The 22,737-nt window shown below is 72.0% G+C and carries 17 protein-coding genes; 10 read left to right on the plus strand and 7 right to left on the minus strand.

Going from position 1 to position 22,737, the window contains the following annotated elements; translation table 11 throughout:
• Positions 1–128: 128 nt before the first annotated feature.
• From GWI24_RS06125 to GWI24_RS06135, 3 genes are all read left to right on the plus strand, one after another.
• A complete protein-coding gene (locus tag GWI24_RS06125) occupies positions 129–974 on the plus strand; it encodes a DegV family protein (RefSeq protein WP_210944880.1) in 846 nt (281 codons plus the stop codon).
• Between the two features lie 405 nt (positions 975–1,379).
• On the plus strand, positions 1,380–2,270 hold the full coding sequence (locus GWI24_RS06130) for a helix-hairpin-helix domain-containing protein (protein ID WP_374103274.1): 891 nt from the start codon (positions 1,380–1,382) through the stop codon (positions 2,268–2,270).
• Positions 2,267–5,083 carry a ComEC/Rec2 family competence protein gene (locus tag GWI24_RS06135; protein WP_247615956.1) on the plus strand — a complete coding sequence of 939 codons (2,817 nt, stop codon included), beginning with the start codon at positions 2,267–2,269 and terminating at the stop codon, positions 5,081–5,083. The genes GWI24_RS06130 and GWI24_RS06135 overlap by 4 nt, the downstream gene beginning before the upstream one ends.
• Positions 5,084–5,451: 368 nt before the next feature.
• Here GWI24_RS06135 and GWI24_RS06140 read toward each other — a convergent pair whose 3' ends face one another.
• The 3 genes from GWI24_RS06140 to GWI24_RS06150 all read right to left on the minus strand — a co-directional run bounded on the left by GWI24_RS06140 (position 5,452) and on the right by GWI24_RS06150 (position 7,232).
• The gene (locus GWI24_RS06140) at positions 5,452–6,234 is read right to left on the minus strand and encodes a DUF899 domain-containing protein (RefSeq protein WP_210944882.1); all 783 of its coding nucleotides are present in this window, start codon (positions 6,232–6,234) and stop codon (positions 5,452–5,454) included.
• A gap of 112 nt (positions 6,235–6,346) precedes the next feature.
• Positions 6,347–6,889, minus strand: a complete 543-nt coding sequence (locus tag GWI24_RS06145) for an MOSC domain-containing protein (RefSeq protein WP_210944883.1) — start codon at positions 6,887–6,889, stop codon at positions 6,347–6,349.
• A gap of 55 nt (positions 6,890–6,944) precedes the next feature.
• Entirely contained in the window at positions 6,945–7,232 is a 288-nt protein-coding gene (locus GWI24_RS06150; RefSeq protein WP_210944884.1) for a hypothetical protein, read from the minus strand.
• Positions 7,233–7,276: 44 nt separating this feature from the next.
• Here GWI24_RS06150 and holA point away from each other — a divergent pair, with 44 nt between their 5' ends.
• Entirely contained in the window at positions 7,277–8,266 is a 990-nt protein-coding gene (holA, locus tag GWI24_RS06155; RefSeq protein WP_210944885.1) for a DNA polymerase III subunit delta, read from the plus strand.
• Between the two features lie 366 nt (positions 8,267–8,632).
• On the opposite strand, the gene GWI24_RS06160 is transcribed toward holA, so the two are convergent.
• A complete protein-coding gene (locus GWI24_RS06160) occupies positions 8,633–9,586 on the minus strand; it encodes a hypothetical protein (protein ID WP_247615957.1) in 954 nt (317 codons plus the stop codon).
• Between the two features lie 252 nt (positions 9,587–9,838).
• On the minus strand, positions 9,839–10,105 hold the full coding sequence (gene rpsT / locus GWI24_RS06165) for a 30S ribosomal protein S20 (RefSeq protein ID WP_037946000.1): 267 nt from the start codon (positions 10,103–10,105) through the stop codon (positions 9,839–9,841).
• A 264-nt stretch (positions 10,106–10,369) separates the two neighbouring features.
• Between rpsT and lepA the strand changes: the two genes are divergently transcribed.
• The 4 genes from lepA (at position 10,370) to hemW (ending at position 18,579) form a co-directional block, all read left to right on the plus strand.
• Positions 10,370–12,247 carry a translation elongation factor 4 gene (lepA, locus tag GWI24_RS06170; RefSeq protein WP_210944886.1) on the plus strand — a complete coding sequence of 626 codons (1,878 nt, stop codon included), beginning with the start codon at positions 10,370–10,372 and terminating at the stop codon, positions 12,245–12,247.
• Between the two features lie 233 nt (positions 12,248–12,480).
• Positions 12,481–14,370: a long-chain fatty acid--CoA ligase gene (locus GWI24_RS06175; RefSeq protein WP_210944887.1), complete on the plus strand. Its 1,890-nt coding sequence runs from the start codon at positions 12,481–12,483 to the stop codon at positions 14,368–14,370.
• Between the two features lie 236 nt (positions 14,371–14,606).
• Entirely contained in the window at positions 14,607–16,658 is a 2,052-nt protein-coding gene (locus GWI24_RS06180) for a SpoIIE family protein phosphatase (RefSeq protein WP_308343520.1), read from the plus strand.
• A 688-nt stretch (positions 16,659–17,346) separates the two neighbouring features.
• Entirely contained in the window at positions 17,347–18,579 is a 1,233-nt protein-coding gene (hemW, locus tag GWI24_RS06185; protein WP_210944889.1) for a radical SAM family heme chaperone HemW, read from the plus strand.
• A gap of 178 nt (positions 18,580–18,757) precedes the next feature.
• On the opposite strand, the gene GWI24_RS06190 is transcribed toward hemW, so the two are convergent.
• Positions 18,758–19,579: a DUF3097 domain-containing protein gene (locus GWI24_RS06190; protein WP_210944890.1), complete on the minus strand. Its 822-nt coding sequence runs from the start codon at positions 19,577–19,579 to the stop codon at positions 18,758–18,760.
• A gap of 84 nt (positions 19,580–19,663) precedes the next feature.
• Positions 19,664–20,386: an MBL fold metallo-hydrolase gene (locus tag GWI24_RS06195; RefSeq protein ID WP_210944891.1), complete on the minus strand. Its 723-nt coding sequence runs from the start codon at positions 20,384–20,386 to the stop codon at positions 19,664–19,666.
• A gap of 164 nt (positions 20,387–20,550) precedes the next feature.
• Here GWI24_RS06195 and hrcA point away from each other — a divergent pair, with 164 nt between their 5' ends.
• Positions 20,551–21,567 carry a heat-inducible transcriptional repressor HrcA gene (hrcA, locus tag GWI24_RS06200; RefSeq protein WP_210944892.1) on the plus strand — a complete coding sequence of 339 codons (1,017 nt, stop codon included), beginning with the start codon at positions 20,551–20,553 and terminating at the stop codon, positions 21,565–21,567.
• Positions 21,568–22,701, plus strand: a complete 1,134-nt coding sequence (gene dnaJ, locus GWI24_RS06205) for a molecular chaperone DnaJ (RefSeq protein WP_210944893.1) — start codon at positions 21,568–21,570, stop codon at positions 22,699–22,701.
• The last annotated feature ends 36 nt before the right edge of the window (positions 22,702–22,737 follow it).

Below are 22,737 nucleotides of genomic sequence, written 5' to 3' on the forward strand. Positions count from 1 at the left end.
CCCCGGAACGAACCCGGTCTGAGAACAGGATCTGAGTCACGTCTGAACAGGGCATGATCGGCAAGGCAATTGATCACCCGGTGGGGTCGCGCTGTCGGCAGGCGCCATCCCCCGATAACCTCCCAGTCATGTCCCGCCATGTCGCGATCGTGACCGATTCCACGGCTTACTTGCCGCAGGATGCGATGGAGCGGCACCGCATCACCGCCGTGCCGCTGACGGTGGTGCTCGGAGACCGGGCCCTGGAGGAGGGCACCGAGATCTCGGCCCGGTCCCTCGCGCAGGCGTTGCAGAAGCGGAAGCCGGTGACGACGTCCCGGCCCAGCCCGGAGATGTTCGCGGCCGCCTATCGGGCCGCCGCCGAGGAGGGTGCGAGGGGCATCGTCTCCCTGCATCTGTCGGCCGAGTTCTCCGGCACCTACGACGCGGCGGTGCTCGCGGCACAGGACGCGCCCGTTCCGGTGCGGGTGGTGGACAGCGGAATGGTCGCGATGGCGCTCGGCTTCTGCGCGCTGGCGGCGGCCGAGACGGCGGAGGGCGGCGGCACGCTGGACGAGGCCGTGGCGGCGGCGGAGAAGCGGGCCGACAGCACGGCGGCGTACTTCTACGTCGATACCCTCGACTATCTCCGGCGCGGCGGCCGCATCGGCGCGGCCCAGGCCCTGCTCGGCTCGGCGCTCGCGGTCAAACCGCTGCTCCAGCTCGACGAGGGGCGGATCGAGCTGCGGGAGAAGGTCCGCACCGCCTCGAAGGCCATCGCCCGGCTCGAGGAGATCGTGGTGGAGCGGGCCGGCCGGAGCCCGGTGGACATCGCGGTGCAGCACCTGGCGGCGGGCGAACGGGCGGCGGCGCTCGCGGAACGGCTGCGGGAGCGGGTGCCGGGGCTGGCGGAGCTGTATGTGAGCGAGGTGGGCGCGGTGATCGGGGCGCACACCGGGCCGGGGCTGCTGGGGGCGGTGGTCTCTCCGCGATAGCGGAGGGTGGGGGAGGCTCTTCACCCGGCGGGGTGACGGAGTTGTCCACAACGCGGGGGTTATCCCCGGAATTTGAGGCGGATCGGCGCGATCGGCCGTGTGTGTCTACCGTCAGGTGGCATGAGGTCACGATCACGCACAGTAACCACGGGTCCCGGGCGCGGCCGCCATCGCGACGGCGGGGCGGGCCGCCGTCCACGCCCGCCGTCGGGGGCGGGTCTGGTTGGTGCCGGAAGCCGCCACCGCAGCGCCCACCGCCAGACGTACCCCGCCGCGTCTTCACGCGCGAGCCGCGCGGCGGCGCTCTTCGCCACGGCCTCGTCGGCGCCCCCGGCGTCCCCGGTCGCGGTCGGGTCCACCGCCCTGGGCAGCAGGGACGGACCGAAGGGCATCGCGGGGTCGGCTGTGGCGGCGAAGGAGGTACGGCACGAGGAGCCGCCCGAGGACGGGCACGAGGAGCCCGAGGACGGGCACGAGGAGGGGTCCGAGGACGGGCACGAGGAGGGGCCTGAGAACGGGCACGAGGAGGGGCCTGAGAACGCGTCCGAGAACGCTCCGCTGCGCAGACGCGACCGGGCAGGGCTGGCCCTGCGCGAGCGGCTGCCGTTGTGGCTTCAGCTGCGCTGCGGTATGGAACTGAAGACGGTCGCCGCCCTGGCGGTCGCCCTGCTCACCGCGGCGGCCTTCGCGGCCTACCACTTCTGGACCGGCCGTCCCCAGACCGTGCGCGCCCCGGACCCGGAGCCCCCGCGCGCCGCGCCCTCCGAACCCGGCCCGACGCCGGGCGGGCAGCTGACCCCGTCCGGCGGCGGCCGGAAGGTCGTGGTGGATGTGACGGGCAAGGTCCGCCGCCCCGGCCTGCGGAAGCTGCCGCCCGGGTCGAGGGTCGCCGACGCACTGGAAGCGGCGGGCGGGGTACGGCCGGGCGCCGACCTGAGCGGGCTGAACCGCGCCCGCCCGCTGGTGGACGGGGAACAGATCGTGGTCGGCGCCCCCGCAGCAGGACCACCGGCGCCGGGCGCGGCGGTCAGTGGCTCGAACGCACCCAACGCACCCAACGCACCCAACGGGCCAAACGCACCGGCCGGACCGGGGGCGCCCGGTGGCTCGGTCAGCCTGAACTCCGCGACCGCCGAACAGCTCGACACCCTCCCGGGAGTCGGCCCCGTCCTGGCCCGGCACATCATCGACTACCGCACCCAGCACGGAGGTTTCCGCTCCATCGATGAACTCCGCGAGGTGAACGGCATCGGCGAGCGCCGGTTCGCCGACCTGCGCCCGCTGGTCCAGCCATGACGTCCGAGCGGCCCCCGCGCACCCGCGCCCCGGTCCATGCCGCGGCCGCTTCCCCACGCGGTGCGTCACACCCACGACAGGAGGGCCCACCCGACCTCCGCCTAGTACCCCCGGCCCTGGCCGCCTGGGCAGCCGCAGCGCTAGCCCTGGACGCACCACCCCTAGCGGTGGCCCTCGCCTGCACAGCAGCCACCCTCTTAGCGGCGACCCTGCTCATCCGGACCCGCCGACGAGCCCCGACATCGGACGGCCGGCGCCACGGCCCACCCCGCCCCCGACACGGACCGGACGCGCCCTCGCCGGCACCGCCTTGCGATGGCGGGGGCACGCCCGAGCCCCGCGAGGAAGGCAACAACGTGCCGGGGGAGCAAGCCGCTTCGCCGCCGCGCACCGTAGCGCGGCGTGGAGGGCGTGCGGCAGGGGCGGTCGCCGGACGTTCGCCCGGTGCCGTACCCGCGGCCCGCAGGCGGCTGGGCCCAGGCGACAGCCGCAACCTGCCGAGGCAGCAAGCCACTTCACCGCCACGCGCTGTCGCCTGGCGTGGGCGCCGTATGGCAGGAGCGATCGCCGCATTGCTGTTGTGCGGGGCCGCCGCGGGGGCTGTTGCCGGGCTGCACGGGGCGGACGTACGCCGTGGCCCCGTCCCCGCCCTTGCCCGGGAGTACGCCGAGGCCACCGCCGAGGTGACGGTCACGGGGGACCCACGGCTCACCCGGCCACGGGTGCGGGGCGCGGCGCTCGCGCCCGCGTCCGTGGTCCTGGAGGCGGAGGCCGATCGGGTCACCGGCCCCGACGGCACCACGACCACCGCCCGCACCCCCGTCCTGGTCACGGTCCACCCGAGGTCCGGCAAGGAGCGGACGGCCTGGCTCGGGCTGCTGCCGTCCACACGTCTGCGCGTCCACGGCCGCTTGGCGCCGCCGCTGCGCGACGGGGACCGCATCGCGGCCGTAGTGCGGGCAAGCGGCGGGCCCCCGAAGGTCACGGGCCCGCCCAGCGCGGTCCAGCGGCTGGCCGGGCGGCTGCGCGCCGGGCTGCGCACCGCGACCGACGGGCTCTCCCCGGACGCACGGGCGCTGCTCCCGGCGCTGGTCGTGGGGGACACCTCACGGGTGCCGCCCGAGCTGGACGAGGCGTTCCGGGCCACGGACATGCTGCACCTCATGGCCGTCTCCGGCAGCAATCTGACGCTGGTGCTCGCACTGCTCACGGGCCCGCCCCAGCTGGCCGGGCGGGCCGAGCGGCGCGGTCTCGCGGGCGCGCTCGGCATCCGGCTGCGCACCACCGCCCTCCTCGGTGGCGGGCTCACGCTCGCCTTCGTCATCGTCTGCAGACCCGAGCCCAGTGTGCTGCGCGCCGCCGCCTGCGGGCTGATCACCCTGCTCGCCCTCGGCACCGGCCGCCGCCGCTCCCTGCTCCCGGCCCTGGCCGCCGCCGTCCTCGCGCTGGTGCTCTACGACCCCTGGCTGGCCCGGAGCTACGGCTTCCTGCTGTCCGTACTGGCCACCGGCGCCCTGCTCACCATCGCGCCGGGATGGAGCGCGGCCCTCCAGCGCCGTGGCGTACCGCCCCGGGCGGCCGAGGCGCTGGCGGCCGCCGCCGCGGCCCAGGCGGTCTGCGCACCGGTCGTCGTGGTGATGGCCGCGCGAGTGAGCCTGGTGGCGATCCCCTGCAACCTCATCGCCGAGGTGGCGGTAGCCCCCGCCACCGCCCTCGGCTTCGCCGCGCTCGCGGCAGCCGCCGTCGCACCGCCGCTCGCCCAGTGGATCGCCTGGCCGGCGGGCTGGCCCGCCGAGTGGATCGCCCAGGTGGCCCGCACCGGCGCGGCGCTGCCCGGGGCCGAGGCGGACTGGCCGGACGGCTGGACCGGCGCGCTCCTGCTCGCCGCCGTGACCCTGGCCGTGGTCCTCGCGGGCCGCCGACTGCTGCGCCACCGCCTGCTGTGCGCCGTATGCGCGCTGCTGGTGCTGCTGGCCGTCGTACGTCCGGCACCTCTGGCCCGGGTCATCACCGGCTGGCCACCGCCCGGTTGGCGGATGGTGGCGTGCGATGTCGGACAAGGCGACGCCCTGGTCCTGGCCGCGGGCCCCGGCACGGCCGTCGTCGTGGACACCGGCCCCGAGCCACGAGCCGTCGACCGCTGCCTGCGCTCCCTGGGCATCGTCCGGATCCCGCTCCTGATCCTGACCCACTTCCACGCCGACCATGTGGCCGGGCTGACCGGTGCGTTACGCGGCCGTGCGGTCGGCGCGATCGAGACCACCGCCCTGGAAGAACCACCAGGTCAGGCCGAGTCCGTACGCCGCACAGCCCGGTCGGCGCATATCCCGGTCATCCCGGCGCGGCCAGGGGAACGACGACGCTTCGGCCCGCTGTCCTGGCAGGTCCTCTGGCCCGCCCAGCCACCCGCCCCGGCCGCGACCGAGGGCCCGAACGACGCAAGCGTCACCCTCCTCGTCCGCACGGCAGGGCTGACCCTGCTCCTCCTGGGCGACCTCGAACCCCCCGCCCAGCAAGCCCTGCTGACGACACACCCGGCCCTCTCCGAGATCGACGTTCTCAAGGTCGCCCACCATGGCTCGGCCTACCAAGATCCACAGCTGCTCCGACACCTCAGCCCCCGCCTGGCCCTGATCTCCTGCGGCGCCGACAACCCCTACGGCCACCCCTCGCCCCGCACCATCGCCTCCCTACGCGCCCAGGGCGCCGCCGTACTGCGAACCGACATCGACGGCCCCATCGCGGTCACGCGCGACCGGGGCCTGCGCGCGGTCCTCGGAGGCCCCGGCGGGGCTGCGCAGCGGTCCGCCTGAAACACCCCAACTACCGATCAATGCAGGCGGGTTGTACCTTTGAGCCTGTCACCACGGACAGGGCGTGGTTCCTCACCGCCGCCAGGTTGGCCTGCCTCGAAGGGGGAGGGACGGGCCTACCGCAGAGGGCGGTGGGTTGAACCCCTTGGAGGTGGTGATGGTGGTCGGCTTCTTCAGGTCGTCCGTCACAAAAGAAAAGAGGTGGCGCGGCAGTCTCGTGGAGCGCTTCGCGGTGTCCCTGGTGGCGCGAGCCGTCTGGGCAGCGATCGTTGAGGCTCTACGTCACGACTAGGCGGTTTCGGCCGCGAGTAGGGCGCCAGAGGTCTTCCCTTCGACCCTGGCGCCTCACTCATGCTCCCTGGCGCGCGTCAGTGGTGGTGGCCGTGTCGGCCGAGGGTCTCCACGGGGGTCGCGCCCGGGCGGGTCCACTGCGGTACGGGGCGGCTGGTCGGGCCCCAGGTGGCGTTCCCGTCCGCGTCCGAGCGCCAGGACCAGCACGGGCCGCGCCCCTCGGGCCAGCCCTCGGGGTTGTCCTCCCACGCCTCGCCGCGGCCGTAGGGCGTCATGTCGAGCAGGCCGAGGGACCCGTTGACCCGCTCATTGCCACGGCCCGTCGTGGAGTAGGTGAGGAACACGCGGTCGCCGTCGCGCAGGTAGCAGGTGAGATAACCCATGCTGCCGCCGGCCGGCCCGTCCACGCCGCGCACCGAGTACCAGGGCTGGGTGTAGCCCATGAACTCGACGTAGGAGGCCACCTCGTCCCAGCGGCCCGTGGTCAGGACGGCGAACGAGACACCGCGCGCGTTGAGGTAGTCCGCTTCCTTCAGGTGCCAGGCCGTTGTGGTGCAGCCCTCGCACTGCCCCTGGTGCGGCGCGCCGTCGTACCACATGTGCTTGTAGACCACGAGCTCGTCGCGGCCCTGGAACAGGTCCAGGAACGGAACCGGGCCGTCGGGGCCGACGACCTCGACCGTTCCGTCGAACTCCACCATCGGCAGCCGGCGGCGGGCCGCCGCGATGGCGTCGCCCTCGCGGGTGTGGGCCTTCTCGCGGACCAGCAGCTCATCACGGGCGGCCTGCCAGGTGGCCAGGTCGACCACGGGCGGGCGGCCGGGCAGTGCGGTGGTCGGGTCGTCCGGTGTGGCCGTCATGGTGTCCTCCGTGGTGTCTCGTACCGGGCAGCGTCGTACGGCGTGCTACGACGGTCACCAGAAGAGACTCCCGGCCCGGCCGGAACTCATCGCGGCAGGGAGCGCCCCGCCCTCAGACCCGGTCCAGGGGGCGGTGGGGTTCGGCGGGGAGCTCGGCTTGGATCAGGTCGCCCGGGTGGACGGTGCCGCCCTCCCGCACGATGCTCATGATGCCGGCCTTGCGGATGATGTTTCCGGCCTCGTCGCGGCCGACGACCTGCTTCAGGAGGCCGTTCTGGAAGCGGTCGATCTGCAGGCAGGGATTGCGGAGGCCGGTGACCTCCAGCACTGCCTCGTCGCCGATGCGCAGCAGGGTGCCGGCCGGGAGGGCGAGGAGGTCGATGCCGCGGGTGGTGATGTTTTCGCCCAGGTCGCCGGGGAGGACCTGGAAGCCCTCCGCACCGACCTCCGCGAAGAGTTCTTCGTGGATGAGGTGGACCTGGCGCAGGTTCGGCTGGGTGGGGTCCTGGGCGACGCGGGAGCGGTGTTTGACGGTTACGCCGGCGTGGACGTCGCCCTCGACGCCGAGGCCGGTGAGCAGGGTGATGCTGTCCCGGTTCGGCTTGGTGAACGAGTAGTCGCCATTGCTGCTGACTGCCGTCACAGTCCCGCTCATCCTCGGAGTCCCCCTCTTCCGTGACCACGGTTGGTCATGAGCCTAGTCTCGGACGCTATTCGGCCTCCAGCCAGCCGTCGTACTCATCCGCGAGCGCGTCCAGCGCCGTCGGGTCCAGCCCGCCGGGCGGGTCCTCGATCACCACCAGCCACTGGGCGTCCTCGGCGTCGTCCTCGCCCGCCAGGGCGTCCCGCACCAGCTGGGGCTCCTGGGCGATGCCGAAGCGCTCGGGGAGGGCCTCGGCCACCTCCTCCGCCGCGTCGCGGTCGGGGAGCACCAGGATGTGCCGGGCGTGCCGGGCACCGGTCGGTCCTTCATCGATCACCGGAACATTGTCGGACATCCGGACGGCGGGACTGTCGGTGGTCCGTGGGATGCTGGACCGCGATGGCCAGGAAGACGACGACCGACGATCCACTCGCCCCGGTGACCCTCGCCGTGGGCCAGGAGGAGTTGCTGCTCGACCGCGCCGTGCAGCAGGTGGTGGCGGCCGCGCGCGCGGCCGATCCCGACACCGATGTGCGCGACCTCATGCCCGACGCGCTCCAGCCCGGCACCCTCGCCGAGCTGACCAGCCCCTCGCTCTTCGCGGAGCGCAAGGTCGTGGTGGTGCGCAACGCACAGGATCTGTCGGCCGACACGGTCAAGGACGTGAAGGGCTACCTCGGCACCCCCGCCGAGGAGATCACCCTGGTGCTGCTGCACGCGGGCGGGGCCAAGGGCAAGGGGCTGCTCGACGCCGCCCGTAAGGCCGGGGCGCGCGAGGTCGCCTGCCCCAAGATGACCAAGCCCGCCGACCGGCTGGCGTTCGTACGGTCGGAGTTCCGCGCCACCGGCCGGTCCGCCACACCCGAGGCATGCCAGGCCCTGGTCGACGCCATCGGGAGCGATCTGCGGGAGCTGGCCAGCGCGGTCTCCCAGCTCGTGGCCGATGTCGAGAGCACGATCGACGAGGCCGTCGTCGCCCGCTACTACACCGGCCGTGCCGAGGCGTCCAGCTTCACCGTCGCCGACCGCGCCGTCGAGGGCCGCGCGGCTGAGGCGCTGGAGGCCCTGCGCTGGGCCGTCTCCACCGGGGTGCCGCCGGTGCTGATCACCAGCGCCCTGGCCCAGGGCGTCCGCTCCATCGGCAAGCTGGCCTCCGCGCCGCGCGGCGCCCGCCCCGGCGACCTCGCCCGTGAGCTGGGCATGCCGCCGTGGAAGATCGACCGGGTGCGGCAGCAGATGCGCGGCTGGTCGGCGGACGGAGTGGCGATCGCGCTGCGCGCCGTCGCCGAGGCCGACGCGGGGGTCAAGGGCGGCGGAGACGATCCGGAGTACGCCCTGGAGAAGGCCGTCGTCACGATCGCCCGCGCCGCCCGGGCGGGCCGCCGCTAGGTCCTGTCCGGCGGATCTTCGTGGATCAGCCCGCGGCGTCTGGTGCAGGGGGCACCTCCCAGCGGTAGCTGGGGGCGGCCGTGCCAGGGCGGCGAGCGGGGCAAACCTTGGCTGACGCGGCACTAGCCGCCAGCCGGGCCCCGGGGTAGGGGCACGTTTCGTTCCGAGCACGTTTCGTTCGCCGCCCCGCCTCGCCCTCACTGGGGCTGCGCCCCGGGCCCCGTTGGGGCTGCGCCCTCCGAGCCGGAAACGCGGGGCTCGGCCCCGCGCGTCGGCTGGGCGTCCGGTCCGTTGCGCGTCCGGCCTGGCGTGGGTTGGCTCCGTGTGTGTCCGGCCCGAGCGGTGGCCCGCGGCCCGGGCCCGTGATTACTCCTTCATCTTCTCCAGCGTCGCCTTCGCGCTCTTCTTGAGCATCTCGGTGGCCTCTTCCGGGGTCTTGGCCGAGGCGCTGGACGAGGTCGACACATACTCCGACCAGGTCGACTGATACGTCATCCAGCCGTCCCGCACGGCGAGGATCACATAGGCGCCGGTGTTGGAGGTGCTGCTCTTGCTCTCCTGCCTCACCACATACGCCTCTTCGCCCAGCCCCCTGACCGGGCTCACCTCATAGCTGTAGGTGGACGTCTTCTGGTCCTCGTACGACCGGTACTGGGCCTCGAACTCGGGGCCGGGGTCGGTCTTCTTGTGCAGCGACGCCGTTGTGTAGAGCCACACCGAGGAGTAGTCGCTGGTGCTCGCGCCGCTCGGCTCGAAGTCGATGTTGCAGGTCATCGAGTCCAGCGCGGGGCTCTCGGAGCTGCTGTGCCGGGGGTTCGACGACGAGCCGCTCTTCTGCTCGTACCCGGAGTCCTCGAAGGCCTGGGAGTCCGTCGAGCCGCACAGATTGGTCATATAGCGGTAGCCCGCGAGATCGGCCTCCGCCTCGTTCCCGTCGAAGCCTCCCGTGGCGAACAGCACCCCGGCCCAGACCGCCGAGGCGACGACGGCCCCGCTAAGACCCCACAGCCAGCCCTTGCCGCCGCCCCCGGCCCCGGGGCCCATGGGAGGCATCCCGGGAGGCGTGCCCGGCGTGCCCATCGGGCCGTAGCCGCCGCCCAGGGGGACGGACGGCATCGTCGGCTGGGCGTACGGATTGTGCTGGGGCGGCTGGGCCTGGGGCGGCACCTGCCCGTACGGGCCGGGCGGCGTGCTCTGCGGCAGGCTCGGCGCCGGGCTTTGCCCCGGCCCCTGAGGCGCGCTCTGCGCCGGGCTCTGCTGAGGCGGTTGGGGCGGCTGTGGCGGCCCGTACGGATTGGGTGTTTCCCCCGGTATCGACATGACGTGAACATACCCGAATTAAGCGCGAAAACCCCGCGCTGTCCTGGGGAAAGGACAGGCGCGGGGCCTTCGTATCCATCAAGTGCGCCGCACCCGCGTGGCGAACGCAGGCCGCGTGCGGCGCGGTGCCGCTGAAGGGGCTGAAGAGGCTCTCGGCTGCCGGTCGGAGCGGGTGAGAGGGACCGCTGTGCCCAAACCGGCTGGAGACCAGCCCCGGAAGGCGTCAGCCTTCGAGGTCAGCCCCGGAAGGCGTCAGCCCTGGAGGCTGGAGACCTGCTGGGCGAGCGCCGACTTCTTGTTGGCGGCGTTGTTCTTGTGCAGAACGCCCTTGCTGACGGCCTTGTCGAGCTTGCGCGCGGCGATGCGGATGGCTTCGGTGGCCTTCTCGGCGTCACCGGCGGCCACGGCCTCGCGGGTGCGGCGGATGGCGGTCTTCAGCTCGGACTTGACCGCCTTGTTGCGCAGGCGCGCCTTCTCGTTCGTCTTGTTCCGCTTGATCTGGGACTTGATGTTCGCCACGTAAAAGCCTTCGCAGGTTCGTTGGGTTTCACTTGCTTCGTGGTGCGTCCGTGCCCATCGTGGCGTCCGTGAAGACGTCCACGGCGTCCCCCGCGGAGATGTCCTTGGAGATCTCCGTGAAAGAGGGGGCACGAGACACAGTTGGCCAGGCTACCAGCAGGGTCCATGGCGTCCCAAACCCGGAAGAGGTCGCCATTCATGGGACCATGGACGGGACTGACCCATACCGATAACACCGAGTCCCGCCTAGACACAGGACCCTGCGTGCCCGCGACCCCTACCAATGTGCCGGAGCCGAGCCGTACCGACCCGGCTCTGATCCGTAACTTCTGCATCATCGCGCACATCGACCACGGCAAGTCGACGCTCGCCGACCGCATGCTCCAGCTGACCGGTGTGGTCGAGCAACGGCAGATGCGCGCGCAGTATCTCGACCGCATGGACATCGAGCGCGAGCGCGGCATCACGATCAAGTCCCAGGCGGTCCGGCTGCCCTGGGCGCCGACGAAGGACGAGGGCGGCGAGCCCGCCACCCACATCCTCAACATGATCGACACCCCCGGCCACGTGGACTTCACCTATGAGGTCTCGCGCTCCCTCGCCGCGTGCGAGGGCTGCATCCTGCTGGTCGACGCGGCCCAGGGCATCGAGGCCCAGACCCTCGCCAACCTCTATCTGGCGATGGAGCACGACCTCACGATCATCCCGGTCCTCAACAAGATCGACCTGCCCGCCGCCCAGCCCGAGAAGTACGCCGCCGAGCTGGCCCACCTCATCGGCTGTGACCCCTCCGACGTACTGAAGGTCTCCGCCAAGACCGGCGAGGGCGTGGCCGAGCTGCTGGACCGGGTCGTTCAGCTGGTGCCGGCCCCGGTGGGCGTCCACGACGCCCCCGCCCGCGCGATGATCTTCGACTCCGTCTATGACGCCTACCGGGGCGTCGTGACCTATGTGAAGGTCGTCGACGGCACGCTCAGCAAGCGCGAGCGGATCAGGATGATGTCCACCGGCGCCGCGCATGAGCTGCTGGAGATCGGCACCAACTCGCCGGAGATGACCCCCGCCGACGGGCTGTCCGTGGGCGAGGTGGGCTATCTGATCACCGGTGTGAAGGATGTCCGCCAGTCCAAGGTCGGTGACACGATCACCCAGGTCAGCGGCGGTGCACAGGAGCCGCTGGGCGGCTACAAGGACCCCAAGCCGATGGTGTTCTCTGGGCTGTATCCGCTGGACGGCTCGGACTACCCCGAGCTGCGCGAGGCCCTGGACAAGCTGCAGCTCAACGATGCCGCGCTGGTCTACGAGCCGGAGACCTCGGCCGCGCTCGGCTTCGGCTTCCGCGTCGGCTTCCTCGGGCTTCTGCACCTGGAGGTCATCCGTGAGCGCCTGGAGCGCGAATTCAATCTCGACCTGATCGCCACCGCGCCCAATGTGGTCTATCGGGTGGAGATGGAGGACGGCACCGAGCACACGGTGACCAACCCCAGCGAGTTCCCGGTGGGCAAGATCGCCACGGTGCATGAGCCGGTCGTCCGGGGCACCATCCTCGCCCCGAGCGAGTTCATCGGCGCGATCATGGAGCTGTGCCAGAACCGCCGCGGGGTGCTGCTCGGCATGGACTACCTCTCCGAGGACCGGGTCGAGATCCGCTACACCCTGCCGCTCGCCGAGGTCGTCTTCGACTTCTTCGACCAGCTGAAGTCCAAGACCCGCGGCTATGCCTCGCTCGACTACGAGCCCACCGGTGAGCAGACCTCCGAGCTGGTCAAGGTCGACATCCTGCTGCACGGTGACAAGGTGGACGCGTTCTCCGCGATCACCCACAAGGACAAGGCGTACGCGTACGGCGTCCGGCTGGTCGCCAAGCTGCGCGAGCTCATCCCGCGGCAGAACTTCGAGGTGCCCATCCAGGCCGCCATCGGCTCCCGGGTCATCGCCCGTGAGACGGTCCGTGCCATCCGTAAGGACGTTCTCGCCAAGTGCTACGGCGGTGACATCTCCCGTAAGCGGAAGCTGCTGGAGAAGCAGAAGGAAGGCAAGAAGCGGATGAAGATGGTCGGCAGCGTGGAGGTGCCCCAGGAGGCCTTCATCGCGGTGCTGTCCTCCGACTCCGACGGTAAGGACTCCAAGGCGAAGAAGTAGGCCCCCGCCCCGGGAGAAATGGCCCCAAGGCCGGAGCACCAGGGAAGTGTGGTCAGCGGGCCTGGCGTGATGGATGCGCCGGGCCCGCCGCCTTCCCGGGCTTCTCTTGGGCATCTCGTGAGAACAACGTGACCCGGCCCCCTTACGCCGTAAGGATTCGGCCCCTACCCTGATCACCTACTCGAAGGTTACTCGCGAGTCACCAAGCAATGATGCGGGCCCCGGAGGATGCCGTGACCGACACACAGAACTTGCTCGAGAACCGGCCGCCGTCCCTGGCGACGCACTTCCTCCAGCGCGTCGAGGCGACACCGGACAAGGAGGCGTACCGGTATCCGGTGCCTCCCGCCTCGGGCACCGGCCCCGACGAGTGGCGGCCGCTGACCTGGCGGGAAAGCGCGGATCGGGTCTTCGCCATCGCCGCCGGGCTGATCGATCTGGGCATCCGGCCCGAGGAGCGGGTGGCGCTGGCCTCCTCGACCCGGGTGGAGTGGATCCTGGCCGACCTCGGCGTGCTGTGCGCGGGCGCGGCCACCACCACGGTCTACCCGACCACCAACGCCGACGAGACGTCCTTCATCCTCTCCGACTCCGGCAGCCGGGTGCTGATCGCCGAGGACGCGGCGCAGCTCGCCAAGGTGCGGGCGCAGCGCGAGGAACTTCCCGAGCTGGCCCATGTGGTGGTGATCCAGGCCGACGACGCGGTCCCCGCCGCGGACGACCCCGAGGGCTGGGTGCTCTCGCTCACCGAGCTGGAGAAGCGGGGCGCGGCCCTGCTGGAGCGCCGGCCGGATGCCGTACGGGAGCGGATGGACGCCCTGCGCAGCGATCAGCTGGCGACGCTCATCTACACCTCCGGTACCACCGGGCGTCCCAAGGGCGTACGCCTGGCGCATGACTCCTGGTCGTACATGGCCATTGTGATCGGCAATCAGGACGGACTGCTCTTCCCCGACGATGTGCAGTACCTGTGGCTGCCGCTCGCGCATGTCTTCGGCAAGGTGCTGACGGCGGGACAGATCTACGTCGGCCACACCACGGCGGTGGACGGCCGGGTCGACAAGATCATCGACAATCTGCCGGTGGTCCGCCCGACCTATATGTGTGCCGTGCCGCGGATCTTCGAGAAGGTCTACAACGGGGTGGCCCAGCGGGCGCGTGAGGGCGGGGCGGCCCAGTACAAGATCTTCCAGTGGGCGGCCGAAGTCGCCCGGGACTACGCCAGGGTCTCTCAGGACAACTTCCGCCGCACCGGTACCGCCTCCGTGCCCTTCGGCCTCCGGGCCCAGCACGCGGTGGCCGACAAGCTGGTCTACGGCAAGCTGCGCGAGGCGTTCGGCGGCCGGCTGCGGGCCGCGGTGTCCGGCTCCGCCGCGCTCGCGCCCGACATCGGCTACTTCTTCGCGGGCGCCGGGATCAACATCCTGGAGGGCTACGGCCTGACCGAGTCCAGCGCCGCCAGCTTCCTCAACCCGGCGGACTACCGCACCGGCACGGTCGGCAAGGCGTTCCCCGGCCTGGAGGTGCGGTTCGCCGAGGACGGCGAGGTGCTGCTGCGCGGCCCCGGCATCATGCAGGGCTACCACGGGCTGCCGGAGCTGACCGCGCAGGTGCTGGAGTCCGACGGCTGGTTCCACACCGGGGACATCGGCGAACTGTCCCCCGACGGCTATCTGCGGATCACCGACCGCAAGAAGGACCTGATCAAGACCTCGGGCGGCAAGTACGTGGCCCCGGCGGAGGTGGAGGGCCAGTTCAAGGCGGTGTGCCCGTTCGTCTCCAACATCCTGGTGCACGGCGCCGACCGCAATTACTGCACCGCGCTGATCGCCCTCGACGAGCCCACGATCATGAAGTGGGCGGGCGACCACGGCCTCGGCGGCAAAACCTACGCGGAGGTCGTGGACACCGATGAGGTGCGGGAGCTGATCGGCGGACATGTGCAGCGGCTCAACGACGGGCTGCAGCGCTGGCAGACGATCAAGAAATTCCGGCTGCTGCCCCGCGATCTGGACGTGGAGCACGGGGAGTTGACGCCCAGCCTGAAGCTCAAGCGCCCGGTCGTCGAGCGTGAGTACAAGGACCTGATCGAGGACATGTACGCGGGCGCGCGGGAGGTTTAACGGGCAAGGATACGACCCCGCACCGGATTTCAGGTTGACCGGCCCGCCGGACACATGAATTTTCCCCTTATCGCGGTTCACTTGCGTAACCCGGTGCATATGAGGGCGGTCCGTCTGCCACTCTGTCCGTGCCGGATACGGTTACGGATACGGCGTTATGACGGAGCTTCTTCAGGAGCCGCACAGTGGGGACGTCATCTTCTGCCACTTCTGGTGGGTCGGTTGAGGGCGGTGGGGTGGTTCTACCGGTCGGGGGTGCGGTCGGCCCCGTCCGTACCAGCGCATCGGCACGCGTCAGCCTGCCCTGCAGTCCGCTCGCGGCCTCGGCCGCGCGCCGGTTCGTCCGTGCCGCCCTCGCCGACTGGGCCGCGCTCGAGGTCCCGGCCGCCGACCGGGTCACCGACCAGGTGGCGGACGAGGCCGTACTGCTGGTGAGCGAGCTGGTCACCAACGCGGTGGTGCACGCCGGCACCGCCGTCGAGGTGAGCTGTGCGCTGGATGTGTCGGACCGCGAGGGCGAGCCGCCGTCCCTGGTGGTGGAGGTGACCGATCACCATCCCACCAGGGTGGTGCGCGGCGATCCGCCGGATGCGGACGAGCCGCCGGAGTACGCCGGGGGCCACGGGCTGCGGCTGGTGGCCGAGATCGCCGAGTCCTGGGGGACGACCTACCGCCGGGCTACCAAGTCGGTGTGGTTCCAGATGGCGGTGGCGCCCACTGGCCCGGCCGCCGCGGGCGGCATGGGCTCGGCCTTCATGGACGCCGCGGCCGCCGTGGACGCCGTGGACGCCGTGGACGCGGCGAACGCGACCGCGGCCGGGCCGGACGGCGGCTTCGGGACGGGGGTCGTCCCTGAGGGCCTGGGGCCCGTCGGTGACGGCCGTAAGGAGGCCGTCGAGGCCGTCGAGATCGTCGCGCCCGCGCAGGGCATCGTCCCGGTCCGCCGCGACCCCGAGTGGATCCAGCGCGGCGCGCTCTCCTTCCTCGCCGAGGCGTCCGATCTGCTGGCCGGGCAGTTCGACGAGGACATGGTGACCTCGCTCGCCGGACAGCTGCTGGTGCCCCGGCTCGCCGACTGGTGCGCGATCTGGCTCGACTCCACGAGCGGCCCGCCGCGGCTGGCCCGGGTCTGGCACGCCAGCGAGGGGCGCATCGAGGGCCTGCGGCAGGTGCTGGAGAAGGAGCCGCCCCATGTGCCCGCCGCCGTCCGCGGCGGCGCCATGGAGTGGCCCTGGCCGGCCGACCCCGCCGCGTACGGGCCCGGCGGCGCGGCCCTCGCGTGCCGGCTGGTGGCGGGCGGCCGCGCCCTCGGCACGCTGCTGCTGGGGCGGGCCGGGCTGGTGCGGATGCCGCCCGAAGTGGTCGGCCTGATCGAGGACTTCGCCCGCCGCGTGGCCCTGGCGCTCGCCTCCGCCCGCCGCTACACCCGGCAGGCGACCATCAGCCGGGTGCTCCAGCGCGGGCTGCTGCCGTCCGTGATCCCGAGGATCCCCGGGGTCGAGTCGGCGGTGGTGTACGAGCCGACCGGCGAGATCTCGGCCGGGGGCGACTTCTACGACGTCTTCCCGGCCGGTGACGGCCGCTGGTGCTTCGTCCTGGGCGACGTCTGCGGAAACGGCCCGGAGGCGGCCGTGGTGACCGGCCTCGTCCGGCCCTGGCTGCGGCTGCTCGCCCGCGAGGGGTACGGCGTGGGAGAGGTCCTGGACCGGCTCAACCAGCTGCTGGGCGAGGAGGCGGTGGAGCAGGCCGTCGAGGGCGCCGCGGAGGCCGTGGTGGCCGGTGTGGAGGCCGTGGGAGGCCCCGCCGGGGTCGTGGAGCTGGTGGACGGCGGCCTGGTCGGAGGCGCGGGGCTGCCGGCCGGCGGCGGGGTCGCGCGGTTCCTGTCGCTGCTGTACGGGGAGCTGGAGCCGCTGGGCGACGGCCTGGGGGTGCGCTGCACGCTGGCCAGCGCGGGGCATCCGCTGCCGCTGGTGCTGCGGCCCGACGGCGAGGTGCGGACGGTCGCGGCGCCGCAGATATTGCTGGGCGTCGTGGACGATGTGTCGTACGAGAGTGAATCGTTCGATCTGACGCCCGGGGAAACGCTGCTCTGTGTGACGGACGGGGTGACGGAGCACCGATCGGGCGACCGGCAGTTCGACGACGAGGACGGTCTGGCGGCGGCGTTCGCGCTGTGCGCGGGGCTCAGCGCGCGGCAGGTCGCGGAGCGGGTGCGCCGGGCGGTGGACGAGTTCGCGGCGGATCCGCCGGACGACGACCTGGCGATGCTGGTCCTGAAGGTGCTCTAGGGATGCTCTAGGGAGTGTCCGGCGGGTCGTAACGCCTGCGGCGGGCCGCTCCGCTCCCCGCCCCTTCCCGCGGCACCGATATGCGGCTCCGCCCCGTGGCGGGGCTCCGCCCCATACCCCGGACCGGGGCTCCGCCCCAGGCCTCGGACCGGGTTTCGCCCCTTTCCGCGGCATCGATATGCGGCTCCGCTGTGTGGCGGGGCTCTGCCCCAGATGCCGGACCGGGGCTTCGGCCCCAGGCCTCGGATCGGGTTTCGCCTCTTCCCGCGGCATCGATATGCGGCTCCGCTGTGTGGCGGGGCTCTGCCCCAGGCTCCGGACCCGGGCTTCGCCTCAGACCTCGGATCGGGTTTCGCCTCTTCCCGCGGCATCGATATGCGGCTCCGCTGTGTGGCGGGGCTCTGCCCCAGGCTCCGGACCGGGGGTCCGCCCCAGGCTCCGGATCGGGTTTCGCCCCTTTCCGCGGCATCGATATGCGGCTCCGCTGTGTGGCGGGGCTCTGCCCCAGGCTCCGGACCGGGGCTCCGCCCCAGGCCCCGGACCGGGGCTCCGCCCTTTCCGCGGCATCGATACGCGGCTCCGTCGCGTGGTCCGCCGGACACCCCGTAGGCCCGGTCGCCGGGGGCCGTGGCGTCCGGGCACCGCATCGCGGTCCCGGGTGGCGTCGGTCGTGCCGGACAATGGGGGCATGCCTTCCGTATTGCCTGATGGTGAGCCCATGCCCGAGGACGGCGCACTGCCCGCGACCGCTTTGGCGGGGGCGGAGCGGCGGCCGCTGGGGTTCTATCTGCATGTGCCGTACTGCGCCACCCGCTGCGGCTACTGCGACTTCAACACCTACACCGCCAGTGAGCTGCGCGGCTCCGGCGGTGTGCTCGCCTCGCGGGACAACTACGCCGAGCAGGTCGTCGAGGAGGTGCGGCTGGCGCGGAAGGTGCTGGGGGACGACCCGCGGACCGTGGAGACCGTGTTCGTCGGCGGCGGGACCCCGACCCTGCTCGCGGCGGCGGACCTCGGGCGGATGCTGGGGGCGATCCGGGACGAGTTCGGGCTGGCCGAGGGGGCCGAGGTCACGACCGAGGCCAATCCGGAGTCGGTCGATCCGCGGTACCTGGCGGAGCTGCGGGAGGCGGGCTTCAACCGGATCTCCTTCGGGATGCAGAGCGCCCGGCAGCACGTCCTGAAGGTGCTGGACCGTACGCACACCCCGGGGCGCCCGGAGGCGTGTGTGGCCGAGGCACGGGCGGCCGGATTCGGCCATGTGAACCTGGACCTGATCTACGGGACGCCGGGGGAGAGCGACGCGGACTGGCGGGCCTCCCTGGAGGCGGCGCTCGGGGCGGGCCCGGACCATGTGTCGGCGTATGCGCTGATCGTGGAGGAGGGCACCCAGCTGGCGCGGCGGATCCGGCGCGGCGAGGTGCCGATGACCGACGACGATGTGCACGCGGACCGCTATCTGATCGCCGAGGAGACCCTGTCGGCCGCCGGGTTCGCCTGGTACGAGGTCTCCAACTGGGCCACCTCGCCCGCCGGGCGCTGCCGCCACAACGAGCTGTACTGGCGCGGCGCCGACTGGTGGGGCGCGGGCCCCGGCGCGCACAGCCATGTGGGCGGTGTGCGGTGGTGGAACGTGAAGCACCCCGGGGCGTACGCACAGGCCCTGGGCGAGGGCCGGTCGCCCGGCGCGGGCCGGGAGCTGCTGTCCGCCGAGGAGCGCCGGGTGGAGCGGATCCTGCTGGAGCTGCGGCTGGCCGAGGGCTGCCCGCTGGAGCTGCTGCGCCCGGCCGGGGCGGCGGCCGCGGCACGGGCCCTGGAGGACGGCCTGCTGGAGCCGGAGCCGTACGGGCGCGGGCAGGCCGTGCTCACGCTCCGGGGACGGCTGCTGGCGGACGCGGTGGTGCGGGACCTGGTGGACTGAGGCGGGGCCGTCAGCCCGTACGGGAGCCCTTACGGCGGCCGTTAGCCCTTACGGGAGCCCATTAGCCCGTACGGAGGCCGTCAGCCCGTAAGGAGGCCGTCAGCCCCGTACGGAGGCCGTCAGGCCGACACACACGGTCAGGGTGCCGTCGAAGCCGGTCAGCCCCGTACGGAGGCCGTCAGCCCTGTGATGCCGTCACGAAGTCGATCAATTCCTCGACCCGCCCCAGCAGCTCCGGCTGGAGGTCCTTGTAGGAGTGGACCGAGGACAGGATCCGCTGCCAGGCGGCCCCGGTGTTCTCCGGCCAGCCCAGGGCGCGGCAGACGCCCTTCTTCCAGTCCTGGCCGTGCGGCACCGTCGGCCAGACCGGGATGGAGAGGGAGGACGGCTTCACGGCCTCCCAGATGTCGATGTAGGGGTGACCGAGGACCAGCACATGCTCGCCGGTGACCTGCGCGGCGATACGGGACTCCTTGGAGCCCGTCACCAGATGGTCGACGAGGACGCCGAGCCGGGCGTCCGGGCCGGGGGAGAAGTCGTCGACGATGGCGGGCAGGTCGTCGACGCCCTCCAGGTACTCCACGACGACGCCCTCGATGCGCAGATCGTCGCCCCAGACCCGCTCGACCAGCTCCGCGTCATGGCGCCCCTCGACATAGATGCGCCCCGCGCGGGCGACCCTCGCACGGGCTCCCGGAACGGCGATCGACCCCGAGGCCGTGTGCCGCGGCGCGCTGGGGGCCGCCGCGCGCGGGCGTACGAGGGTGACGACACGCCCCTCGAGCAGAAAACCGCGCGGCTCCATGGGGAAGACGCGATGTTTGCCGAAGCGGTCCTCCAGAGTGACCGTCGGACCCTGGGCGCTCTTCTCGCAGCGGATCACGGCACCACAGAATCCGGTGGTGACCTCCTCCACGACGAGGTCCGGTTCGGCGGGGACCTCGGGGGCGGGCCGCTGCCGCTTCCAGGGCGGGGTCAGGTCCGGGTCGTACTGTCGCATCCGGATGACGATAGCGCGCGACGGCCACCCGCTCCCACAGGCGCACAACCGGGCGAACCACTAGGCGAACGACTAGAGCGACGGTCAGCCGGACACGCCGAAGCGGGCGGCCAGTTCGTCGCGTTGGGCCCGTACGAACGCGGCGTCCACCACGGAGCCGTGCCCCGGGACGTACCTCGCGTCCGCGCCGCCGAGGGCGAGCAGCCGGTCAAGGGCGGCGGGCCAGTGGCCGGGGATCGCGTCGGGCCCGGCCTGGGGTGTGCCGGACTCCTCCACCAGATCGCCGCAGAAGACCACCTCGGGCCGGCCGGGCACCAGGACGGCCAGGTCATGGGCGGTGTGGCCGGGCCCCACATTGGCCAGCAGCACCGTACGGCCGCCGAGGTCGAGGCTGAGCTCCCCGCAGACCAGGTGGTGCGGGGAGGCCAGATGGTCCACGGCCTCGGTGGCGGCGTCCCGGTCCACCCCGTGGCGGATCGCGTCCTCGCGCAGCGTCTCCCGCTCACGGCGCAGCAGCTCGTCCAGGCCCGTGGCCCCGTAGACCTCGCAGCCCGCGAAGGCGGCCGAGCCCAGGACATGGTCGAAGTGCGGATGGGTGAGCGCGATCCGGGTGGGGCGGCGGCCGGTCAGCCGGGTGATCCCGGAGCGCAGCTCGGCCCCGGCGCGCAGGGTCGCGCCGGTGTCCACGACGAGGATGTCGGTCCGGCCGACGACCACGCCGACCGTCTCGTCCCACTCCGGCATCCGACGGCGGGCCACACCGGGCGCGAGTCGCTCCCAGCCCGCCTCTTCCCAACACGTCTCCATACCGCGACGCTAGCTCAACGGGGATGGGGGAGAGTTGCTGCCGACGGCGGCTCTTGCCCATGCCACCGCACCCCGCCGTACACTGGCGGAGGGGCTCTGGCAGTCGTGCCCGGTGAGTGCCAGACGGACGACCTGATGAGACCGCTGGACTGGAGGTGCGCGGGGTGCTCAGCGAACGCAGACTCGAGGTGCTGCGTGCCATTGTCCAGGACTATGTGGGGACGGAGGAGCCGGTCGGCTCCAAGGCGCTCACCGAGCGGCACCGGCTGGGGGTCTCCCCGGCCACGGTGCGTAATGACATGGCCGCTCTTGAGGACGAGGGCTTCATCGCCCAGCCGCATACGAGCGCCGGGCGGATCCCCACGGACAAGGGCTATCGCCTCTTCGTGGACAAGCTGGCCGGAGTCAAGCCGCTGTCCAGCCCGGAGCGGCGGGCCATTCAGAACTTCCTGGACGGTGCGGTCGACCTCGACGACGTGGTGGGGCGCACGGTCCGGCTGCTGGCGCAGCTGACCCGGCAGGTGGCGGTGGTGCAGTATCCGTCGCTGACCCGCTCGACGGTGCGCCATGTGGAACTGCTCCCGCTGGCCCCGGCCCGGGTGATGCTGGTGCTGATCACCGACACCGGCCGGGTGGAGCAGCGCATGGTCGACTGCCCCACCCCGGTCACCGAGGATTCGCTCGCCGATCTGCGCGCCCGGCTCAACAGCCGGGTCGTGGGGCGGCGTTTCGCGGATGTGCCGCAGTTGGTGCAGGATCTTCCGGAGTCCTTCGAACAGGAGGACCGGGGGACCGTCTCGACCGTGCTGGCGACCTTGCTCGAGACGCTCGTGGAGGAGACCGAGGAGCGGCTGATGATCGGCGGCACCGCGAACCTCACGCGTTTCGTGCATGATTTCCCCCTGACGATCCGGCCCGTTCTGGAGGCACTCGAGGAGCAGGTCGTCCTCCTCAAGCTGCTGGGCGAGGCCAAGGACTCGGGTATGACCGTGCGGATCGGGCATGAGAATGCTCACGAGGGGCTCACTGCCACCTCGGTCGTCGCGGTCGGCTACGGTTCCGGCGACGAGGCGGTCGCCAAACTCGGCGTGGTCGGACCGACCCGCATGGACTACCCCGGAACGATGGGAGCGGTACGCGCAGTGGCACGTTACGTCGGACAGATCCTGGCGGAGTCGTAAGTGGCGACGGACTACTACGCAGTCCTGGGCGTGCCTCGTGATGCCTCGCAGGACCAGATCAAGAAGGCATTCCGGCGGCTCGCCCGCGAGCTGCATCCGGATGTGAACCCGGATCCGAAGACCCAGGAGCGGTTCAAGGAGATCAACGCCGCTTACGAGGTCTTGTCGGACCCGCAGAAGAAGCAGGTCTACGACCTGGGCGGGGACCCGAACGCCGGGCCGGGCGGCGGTGGCGCCGGCGGCTTCGGCGCGGGTTTCGGCAACTTCTCCGACATCATGGACGCGTTCTTCGGCACCGCCTCGCAGCGCGGTCCGCGTTCCAGGACCCGGCGCGGTCAGGACGCGATGATCCGGCTGGACGTGGAGCTCAGCGAGGCCGCGTTCGGGACCACCAAGGACATCCAGGTCGACACCGCGGTCGTCTGCACGACGTGCAGCGGCGAGGGCGCGGCGCCGGGCACCTCGGCGCAGACCTGTGACATGTGCCGTGGCCGTGGCGAGGTCTCCCAGGTGACGCGGTCCTTCCTGGGCCAGGTCATGACCTCGCGGCCGTGCCCCCAGTGCCAGGGCTTCGGCACCGTGGTGCCGACCCCGTGCCCGGAGTGCGCGGGCGACGGCCGGATCCGCTCGCGGCGCACCCTTACGGTGAAGATCCCCGCCGGTGTGGACAACGGCACCAGGATCCAGCTGGCCGGTGAGGGCGAGGTCGGCCCGGGCGGCGGCCCGGCGGGCGACCTGTACGTGGAGATTCACGAGCTCCCGCACCCGGTCTTCCAGCGGCGCGGCGACGACATGCACTGCACGGTGACCATCCCGATGACGGCGGCGGCGCTGGGCACCAAGGTGCCGCTGGAGACGCTGGACGGCCTGGAGGAGATCGACATCCGGCCCGGCACCCAGTCCGGCCAGTCGGTCCCGCTGCACCAGCGCGGCGTCACCCATCTGCGCGGCGGCGGCCGGGGCGACCTGATCGTGCACGTCGAGGTGACCACCCCGACCAAGCTGGACCCGGAGCAGGAGGAGCTGCTGCGGCGGCTGTCCAAGCTGCGTGGCGAGGAGCGCCCGACCGGCGAGTTCAAGCCGGGGCAGCAGGGGCTGTTCTCGCGGCTGAAGGACTCGTTCAACGGGCGGTGATCCGGTGGTGAGCCGGTGCGGAGGGCATGACACGAT

This window comes from Streptomyces sp. MK37H, from assembly GCF_018035285.1.
GTDB classification, from domain to species: domain Bacteria; phylum Actinomycetota; class Actinomycetes; order Streptomycetales; family Streptomycetaceae; genus Streptomyces; species Streptomyces endocoffeicus.